This is a genomic window from Jeotgalicoccus psychrophilus DSM 19085 (genome assembly GCF_000425845.1).
Lineage (GTDB): Bacteria > Bacillota > Bacilli > Staphylococcales > Salinicoccaceae > Jeotgalicoccus > Jeotgalicoccus psychrophilus.
The window spans coordinates 31,970-40,701 of the sequence record NZ_KE384465.1 but is presented as its reverse complement, the minus strand read 5'-3'; the positions used below and the strand labels follow the sequence as shown (position 1 = coordinate 40,701).

The following is an 8,732-nucleotide window of genomic DNA, read 5'->3' as shown; positions in this document are numbered from 1 at the left end:
CTTTCTCGGGAATGACAGCCGCTCATTGCGGAGCAAACGTCCAAATAAGGAATTTCATGACTGAATTTTATCCTTATACCGCTGATTATGTTTTATTTGTGCAATCGGCTCCTCCCAATCATAATATTTAAAGGTATATGTCGTCTTTTTAGCCCTCAAATTAATATGACAATACTTTTTAAGAAAACGATAAGCACCATCTTCTGAAATTTGATAATCAATTAAATACAGCAGCGACTGTTTAGTTATCGGCTGATTGTAAAACAGAAACTTATGATCGCTCATCGTGCGGAGCAGATGTGTTTCGTTGCTTTCGATACTTCCGCACGATGCACATGTATATTGGAAACGCCCTTTTATCAATTCGAAACTTCCACATGCACCACAGTATAAGCCACGCTGCAGTCTTGAAATATCCACCTCCTCTTCAAAATAAGGGTTTTCTGCTATCGCATTTTTAATATGTCTCACAATACTTTTAGCTTTGTCACCGATACGGTCGTCTTTAAATTCCCTGAAGTAATTTCTCAACTGGTTCAGCATCACTGTTTCGCTCCAAATATGATCGCTTTCGGTCGTTAATCTGAAATCATCTCCCGTAAATATTACAGCGCCTTCCACATTAAAATGTAAACCCGCCTCATCTCTCAGCTGAATAATTTTGCCTTTGGCACGACTCAACTGGATATGTGCATTATCTTTCAACTGTTTACCATTGCGATACCAGGCGTTATTTTCATAAAGGTAATCGCCCGAATAGTTTTTAATTTCATTAACTACTACACGGTCCATGCTGATAACAATACTGTCAAACTGAGTAATCGACTTGCCTGCTTTTAAATGAAGACCCCTTAAAACATAGACACTCTCATGACCAATTTCATCGAATATTTTATCGTACAAGCATTCACCGTCAAAACCCTTCTCAATATTATACAAATTACGTTTCTCTTTAAAATTTAATTCCGTTCTCTTTTCAAGCGCTTTATAATATAAAAATTCCGATGACATCAGACGTTTATTTAAAAACATTCAATCTCCTCCTAGAATAATCTTTCTTACTCTATATAATAGTCGAAAATATCGGTTTTATTTCAAATAATTTACTTAAACACAAAAATAGCAAAACTGGCTCACCTTTAGCCAAAACCTCATTACTTTTTCCTTTTTATGTAAGCTTTCACCATACAAAAAAACACCGCTCTCCCCTAAAGGATTACGGTGTTTCCATATATATTATCTTTCACGCATTGATGGGAATAATAATACGTCTCTGATTGATGCTGAATCCGTCAATAGCATTACCAGGCGGTCAATACCAATGCCGAGTCCGCCTGTTGGCGGCAGGCCGTATTCCATTGCTTCAAGATAGTCTTCATCCATCTCGTGTGCTTCGTCGTTACCTGCATCACGTTCTGCGACCTGTGATTCAAAGCGTTCTCTCTGATCGATCGGGTCGTTAAGCTCTGTAAATGCGTTCGCGTGTTCGCGGCGTACGATAAACAGCTCGAAACGGTCTGTGAAGCGCGGGTCTTCATCGTTTTTCTTAGCCAGCGGCGAAATTTCTACCGGGTGGCCGTAAACGAATGTCGGCTGTACTAATTCTTCTTCGACTTTCTGCTCGAAAAATTCGTTCAGAATATGGCCGTAAAGCATGTTGTCATTAATTTCTACGTTATGTTCTTTCGCTGCAGCTCTCGCTTCTTCAACTGTTGTAATATCGTAGAAGTTTACGCCGGTATATTCATTGACGATATCCACCATGTGCACGCGTTTCCACTCAGGCGTTAAGTCAATTTCTTCACCGTTGTACGTCACTTTCATCGTGCCGTTTACTTTCTCAGCAATATAAGCAACCATTTCTTCAGTCAGTTTCATAATGTCTTTGTAGTCAGCGTATGCTTCGTATAATTCCATCATCGTAAATTCAGGGTTGTGGCGTGTAGAAACACCTTCGTTTCTAAATACGCGACCGATTTCATACACTTTTTCAATACCGCCGATAACGAGGCGTTTCAAGTGTAATTCTAAAGCGATACGCATGAATAAGTCTCTGTCCAGTGCGTTATGGTGAGTGATGAACGGACGTGCCTGAGCACCGCCTGCGATTGAATGCATCATCGGTGTTTCCACTTCCAGGAAACCGATTCTGTCCAGGTAGTTACGCATTTCCTGAATGATTCTGCTGCGTTTGATAAACGTCTCTCTCGATTCTTTACTTGTAATCAGATCGAGATAACGTTTACGGTAGCGTTCTTCAACGTCTTTTAAGCCGTGATATTTATCCGGCAGCGGACGAAGTGCTTTCGTCAGCAGCGTAAATTCAGTCGGCTTAACAGACAGTTCTCCCGTGTTTGTTTTAAACATCGGACCTTTAATTCCAACGAAATCTCCTAGATCTGCCTGGTTCCAAACTTCAAATGCTTCATCGCCGATTTGGTCTTTTCTAACGTAAATCTGAATCTGGCCTGTAATATCCTGGATGTGTGCAAAACCGGCTTTACCTTTACCACGTTTAGTCATAATACGGCCGGCAATTGCTGTTACCGATTCATTTTCTTTTTCTTCAAGCTCTTCTTTTGAAAACTCATCCCAGTCGGCGAGCAGTTCTTCTGTATATGCCAGACGTTCGAATCTTTTACCAAACGGATCCATCCCCTGGTCTCTTAGGTGCTGCATTTTCTCGCGGCGGACAGCTAATTGGTCATTAAGTTCTTCACTCACTATACTCCACTCCTATATATGTTGTAATAATATGTTTTATTAAAGTCACTCTGCTGACTGACTTTTATCTAACTTCTCTTTAATTTTTTCTACTGTCATGTGCAGTGACGGGTGTTCTCTTTTCGGTGCAATTTCATTCAGCGGATCGATAACGAATGAACGCAGGTGCATCTCCGGATGCGGTACTTTTAAGTCTGTTAACTGCAGCTCCAGATCTTCGTACAGCAGCACATCGATATCGATGCTTCTCGGACCCCACACTTCAGTTCTGACACGTCCGAGCTCATGTTCAACACCGAGGACTGTCTCAAGTAAATCGAGTGGAGTTAGATTCGTATCCACTTCTATTGCCATGTTCATAAAGTCAGGCTGATCTGTTTTACCATAGGGTTTTGTTTCATACTGCGATGAAATTTTCGTCACTTCTATACCCGGTACTTCGGATAATTTAGCAATTGCATTTTTTAAGCTGACTTCTCTGTCTCCGATATTGCTCCCGAGTCCGAGATAAGCTATTGCCATGATGTTTCCCGCTTTCCGTGCAGCGTGATTGCCACGCTGTCATAATTTCCATCTATTGGTGGATTAGGTTTAGTAATAGTTGTTTCTACCTCTATTATTTTATCATACCGGTCAAATAATTCCGCATTGATTTTCCCCGCCAGACGTTCAATTAAACTTACCGGCTCGCCTTTAACAATCTCTGCCACCAGATTATAAACTTCACCGTAATGTACAGTTTCCGACAGATCATCGGTTTTTGATGCGTTCGTTAAATCAAGGTGCAGCACAAGATCGGTAATAAAATACTGCCCGAGTACACGCTCTTCCTGAATCGCACCGTGATAAGCGTACGTTTTTATTCCGTTAATATGAATTTTATCCATTAATATCACCTTTTAGTTTCATATAGACATCTGCTGCCTGACGGTTCATTTTCACATTGTGAACTCTGACCGCTTTAACGCCTGCTTCAATTCCAATAATTGTCGTTGCAAGCGTGCCTGCATCACGGTCGTCAGCATCAGTTTCTCCGCCGATCAGTTCTTTGACCATGCGCTTTCTGCTCGTTGCGAGGAGTACCGGGTAGCCTTCAGCTGTAAGTTGCTCAAGGTTTCGCATCACTTCTATTTCTTCTTCTCTCGATTTAACAAAACCGATACCCGGATCCAGCCAGATATTTTCTTTTTTAACACCGTGTTTTAACGCGAGGGCAGCTGACTCTTTCAGCTCTCTGATCATATCTTCTGTGACGTTTTCATAAGTGCTGTGGTCATTATTGTGCATTAAGAAAATCGGTGCATCAAATTCCGCAACTACATCCAGTATTTTTTCATCAAAAATACCGCGCCACTGATCATTAATCATCGTCGCACCCGCTTCCAGTACCGCACGCGCAACTTCACTTCTGAACGTATCGACTGAAATATCCACGGTTACGCCGGCTTCTCTTATCGCTTTTACTACGGGTACCGTACGTTCGATTTCCGTCTCAGCTGTGATTTCAGTATATCCGGGACGCGTTGAATAGCCTCCGACATCAATAATATCCACACCCTCTTCGACCATTCTAAGCGCACGCTTTACAGCTGCCTCGACCGAGTTGTATTTACCGCCGTCGCTGAATGAATCCGGCGTGGTGTTTAAAATGCCCATCACTTTCAGTCTTTCCATTAAAATCTACCTCTGCTTTTACATAAATTGAATAGTCATATTATAACATGTTTAAAGATGAATACTCCCCCAAATATTTCCGTTTTGAAATAATCAAAACGCCAAAAAACTCCGTCTGCATCACAGACGGAGTTTTCTCTATTTTAATTAGTCTTCAAAGTTAAATAATGGTGTTGATAAATATCTTTCACCGTTTGAAGGAAGTATAACAACGACATTTTTGCCTTTGCCGAGATCTTTTGCAACTTGAAGACCTGCTTTAACTGCAGCGCCTGAAGAAATACCACCGAGGATACCTTCTTGTTTCGCCAGTTCTCTTGCAGTGTCCATTGATTCTTCATTTTCAATTGTAATGATTTCATCATAAATATCAGTGTTCAGTGTTTTAGGAACAAACCCTGCACCGATACCCTGGATTTTATGCGGACCAGGTTCTTTCCCGCTTAAAATCGCTGAATCCGTCGGTTCAACCGCAACAACTCTCACATTATCAAAATTTTCTTTTAACACTTTACCAGCACCGCTGATTGTTCCACCTGTGCCGATACCTGAGACGAATGCATCGATTGTAAAGCCTGATGAATTCGCCTGTTCAACTAATTCTTTACCAGTTGTTTTAGCGTGAATTTCAGGGTTTGCAGGATTCTCAAATTGCTGAGGCATAAAGTATTTATCTTTCTCAGCAAGTTCCGCTGCTTTTTTAATTGCACCTTTCATTCCGTCTGCACCTGGAGTCAGAACAAGTTCTGCACCATATGCACGCAGTAAGTTGCGGCGCTCTTTACTCATCGTATCAGGCATTACTAAAATTGCTTTATAACCTTTTGAAGCTGCTACCATAGCAAGGCCAATGCCTGTGTTACCACTTGTCGGTTCCACAATTGTCGTACCGGCTGTTAATTCGCCTGATGCTTCCCCTGCTTCAATCATTGCCAATGCAATACGGTCTTTAACCGAGCTTCCCGGGTTCATAAATTCTAACTTTACATAAACGTCCGCGCTGTTCTCTTCAGTTAACTGGTTTAATTTTACTAATGGCGTGTTGCCGATTGCTTCTGAAATGTTGTTGAATACGTTGCTCACAATTAAACACTCCTATTCCTAGTTAATAACTATGAATAATATACCATTAAAATGCTGCTTTTTCAAATATTTAGTGTGTAATAAGTTCCTGTAATTCTTCTTTCGTAATCCACTCTTTGTTGCGGCAGAAATGACAATCCGCTTCCGCGCCGCCATCTTCTTTAATCATCGACATAATATCTTGTGGATCTAATGCACTGATTGCATTGATAAAACGTTCTTTTGAACAGCTGCATTCGAAGCTGACCGGCATGTTATCAAGTGATCTCCAGTTTTCTGCACCAATTGCTTCATCGATAACCTGTTCAGGCGATAAACCTTCCGCAAGCAGTTTAGATACCGGTGTCATTGTTTTCGCACGCTCATTCAGCCATTCAATTGTTTCATCGCTTGCTGACGGCAATACCTGAATAACGAATCCGCCTGCAGCCTGTATTGTATTATCAGGATTTACTAAAACACCAAGCGCTACGATTGAAGGTACCTGCTCACTTGCATAGAAGTAGTAAGAAAAATCTTCTCCAAGCTCTCCTGAAATTAATTCAACAGAACCGACAAAGTTATCTTTTAAGCCGATATCTTTCGCTACACGTAGAGATCCGTCTGTACCGACAGCGCGTTTCACATCAAGTTTACCGTGGTCGTTTAAGTCAAAGTGTACTTCGGGATTGCCGAGGTATCCTCTGACGTGTCCATGCGCGTCACTGTCGACAACGATCGCACCAACCGGTCCGCCGCCTTCGATTGTAATTGTCGCTTTGTCATCACCTTTAAGCATTGCGCCCATTATAACACCAGCGCTCATCGAGCGTCCAAGTGCAGCAGATGCTGTCGGTAATGAACCGTGACGGCGTACTGCTTCATTTATAGTTTCTGTTGTATCAACAGCAAATATCCTTACTTCATCGTTAAGACCTAAACCTCTAATTAAATAATCACTCATTCTATATTCCTCCATACGGAAATTCTTGTCATTTTATATAATAAACTATGTTCACTATCATGCATAATAAATCATACGTCAAAGATAGTCAATTTCATTGCCTGCCTTATAAAAAAAGCTGCCCAAAAGGCAGCTCAGTTTTCTATCTGTTGTTCTGATCATCGTTATTTCTATCCACTGGACGATTGTCTTCAGTGTCAGTGTCCGGTTTTGGCGGTTCCACCATTTCCGGACGTTCTTCAGGCTGTTCTTCCTGACTGTTTTGTTCATCAGCATCTTCACTGTCCATCTTGTCTTTAACCTCATCATAAGATGCACCGACTTTATCGTCATCCTGTGAATCATTTTCGACAGCAATTGCTTCATCTTCCACCGGTTCATTCTCGAAATTACGTTCCGGTAATTTACCGTGGTAGAACAATCCTTCAATCTGACCTCTGTCGAGTGTTTCAATGTCAAGCAGTGTTTCAGCTATTAATTTCAGCTGTTCCTGATGTTCAGTCAGAATCTGACGGCAGCGCTCATATTGTGTCTTCACAATATTTTGCATTTCCTGGTCAATTTCGTAAGCGATGCTGTCTGAGTAGTTCGAGTCATTCGACATCTCTTTACCTAGGAATACCTGGCCGTTTGATTCACCGAATTGAATCGGTCCGAGTCTGTCACTCATACCGTATTCAGTGACCATGCTGCGTGCAATGCCTGTCGTTCTCTGGAAGTCATTATGTGCACCTGTAGAAACTTCACCAAATGTAATTTCTTCAGAAACACGTCCTCCGAGAAGACCGACAATTTTATCTTCCAGCTCAGGCTTAGTCATGAAGTAACGGTCTTCTTTCGGAAGCATTACTGCATAACCGCCGGCCTGGCCGCGCGGTACGATTGTAACTTTGTGCACTGTCTCTGCATCATCCAGCACCATACCGATAACAGTATGTCCCGCTTCGTGATAAGCGACGATATTACGTTCTTTCTTACTCATGACACGGCTCTTCTTAGCCGGTCCTGCGATAACACGGTCTGATGCTTCATCAACATCACGCATATCAATTTTCTTCTTGCCTTCACGGGCAGCAACAAGTGCCGCTTCGTTTAAGAGGTTCTCAAGGTCTGCACCTGAGAATCCAGGCGTACGCTGTGCAACTGCTGCAAGATCGACTGTATCATCTAAAGGCTTATTGCGGGCATGTACTTTAAGTACCGCTTCACGTCCTTTAACATCCGGACGGCCAACTTGAATCTGTCTGTCAAAACGTCCCGGACGCAGGAGCGCAGGGTCAAGAATATCAGGACGGTTAGTCGCTGCAATCATAATAACGCCTTCGTTTGCTGCGAATCCATCCATTTCAACAAGCAGCTGGTTAAGTGTCTGCTCACGCTCATCATGACCGCCGCCGACACCTGCACCACGCTGACGCCCTACAGCGTCAATCTCATCGATAAAGATAATACATGGCGCATTTTTCTTCGCATTTTCAAACAGGTCACGTACACGTGACGCACCGACACCGACGAACATTTCGACGAAGTCCGAACCACTGATTGAGAAGAACGGTACACCAGCTTCACCTGCAACCGCACGTGCGATAAGAGTTTTACCTGTACCCGGCGGACCGACTAACAGTACCCCTTTAGGAATACGAGCACCAATTCTGTCGAATCTGCGCGGATCTTTTAAGAAGTCTACAACTTCTACAAGTTCTGCTTTTTCTTCATCGGCACCGGCGACATCATCAAATTTTACATTTGATTTGTCTTTTTCATGAAGCTTCGCTTTACTCTTGCCGAAGTTCATCATTTTACCGCCGCCGCCTCCGCCGCCCTGAGCACGGCTCATAAGGAAGATAAAGAGGAAGAATATAAGTAATAATGGAACGAAAGTCACAAGCATACTTGCCCATGGACTTGGTTCTTCTTCTGGTGCAACCGTTAATGACAGACCTTCCTGACTGCGGGCTGTATCCGTAATCTGGTCTAAATCAGATGCACTATTGTATGGAACTACAGAAGTAAATGACTCCTGTTCGTCCTGGTCAGCTAAGCGACCTGTAATTAAATAAACGTTATTCTCTGGCTGAATCGTTAATTCAGCAACTTCTCCGGCCTCAAGCGCGTTTAAGAATTCATTATACTGCAATTCTTCTTCTGTAGCGCCAGTGCCATTAAAGCGTTGGAAAATACCAAACATAACAACTGTTAGAATGGCTATAAGTAATATGTTACGGCCAGTATTTTTCGGCATCCGTAATCCTCCATTTCTAATGCATTACAAAAAATAGTAACAAAAATTCCCTGTAACTTCCACTCA

The 8,732-nt window shown here is 42.4% G+C and carries 8 protein-coding genes; all 8 read right to left on the bottom strand.

Going from position 1 to position 8,732, the window contains the following annotated elements:
* Positions 1-54: 54 nt before the first annotated feature.
* Positions 55-1,032: a nuclease-related domain-containing protein gene (locus tag H625_RS0111875; protein WP_026860114.1), complete on the bottom strand. Its 978-nt coding sequence runs from the start codon at positions 1,030-1,032 to the stop codon at positions 55-57.
* A gap of 204 nt (positions 1,033-1,236) precedes the next feature.
* A complete protein-coding gene (gene lysS / locus H625_RS0111870; RefSeq protein WP_026860113.1) occupies positions 1,237-2,724 on the bottom strand; it encodes a lysine--tRNA ligase in 1,488 nt (495 codons plus the stop codon).
* A 45-nt stretch (positions 2,725-2,769) separates the two neighbouring features.
* Positions 2,770-3,246: a 2-amino-4-hydroxy-6-hydroxymethyldihydropteridine diphosphokinase gene (folK, locus tag H625_RS13145; RefSeq protein WP_035785988.1), complete on the bottom strand. Its 477-nt coding sequence runs from the start codon at positions 3,244-3,246 to the stop codon at positions 2,770-2,772.
* The gene (folB, locus tag H625_RS0111860; RefSeq protein ID WP_026860112.1) at positions 3,237-3,611 is read right to left on the bottom strand and encodes a dihydroneopterin aldolase; all 375 of its coding nucleotides are present in this window, start codon (positions 3,609-3,611) and stop codon (positions 3,237-3,239) included. The genes folK and folB overlap by 10 nt, the downstream gene beginning before the upstream one ends.
* Positions 3,604-4,398 (bottom strand): dihydropteroate synthase, encoded by a 795-nt coding sequence (gene folP / locus H625_RS0111855; RefSeq protein WP_026860111.1) that lies wholly within the window; start codon positions 4,396-4,398, stop codon positions 3,604-3,606. The genes folB and folP overlap by 8 nt, the downstream gene beginning before the upstream one ends.
* 147 nt (positions 4,399-4,545) lie before the next feature.
* Positions 4,546-5,481 carry a cysteine synthase A gene (gene cysK, locus H625_RS0111850; RefSeq protein WP_026860110.1) on the bottom strand — a complete coding sequence of 312 codons (936 nt, stop codon included), beginning with the start codon at positions 5,479-5,481 and terminating at the stop codon, positions 4,546-4,548.
* Between the two features lie 70 nt (positions 5,482-5,551).
* A complete protein-coding gene (gene hslO, locus H625_RS0111845; RefSeq protein ID WP_026860109.1) occupies positions 5,552-6,424 on the bottom strand; it encodes an Hsp33 family molecular chaperone HslO in 873 nt (290 codons plus the stop codon).
* A 142-nt stretch (positions 6,425-6,566) separates the two neighbouring features.
* Positions 6,567-8,666, bottom strand: coding sequence for an ATP-dependent zinc metalloprotease FtsH (gene ftsH / locus H625_RS0111840; RefSeq protein ID WP_026860108.1), 2,100 nt, complete (start codon positions 8,664-8,666; stop codon positions 6,567-6,569).
* Positions 8,667-8,732: the final 66 nt, after the last annotated feature.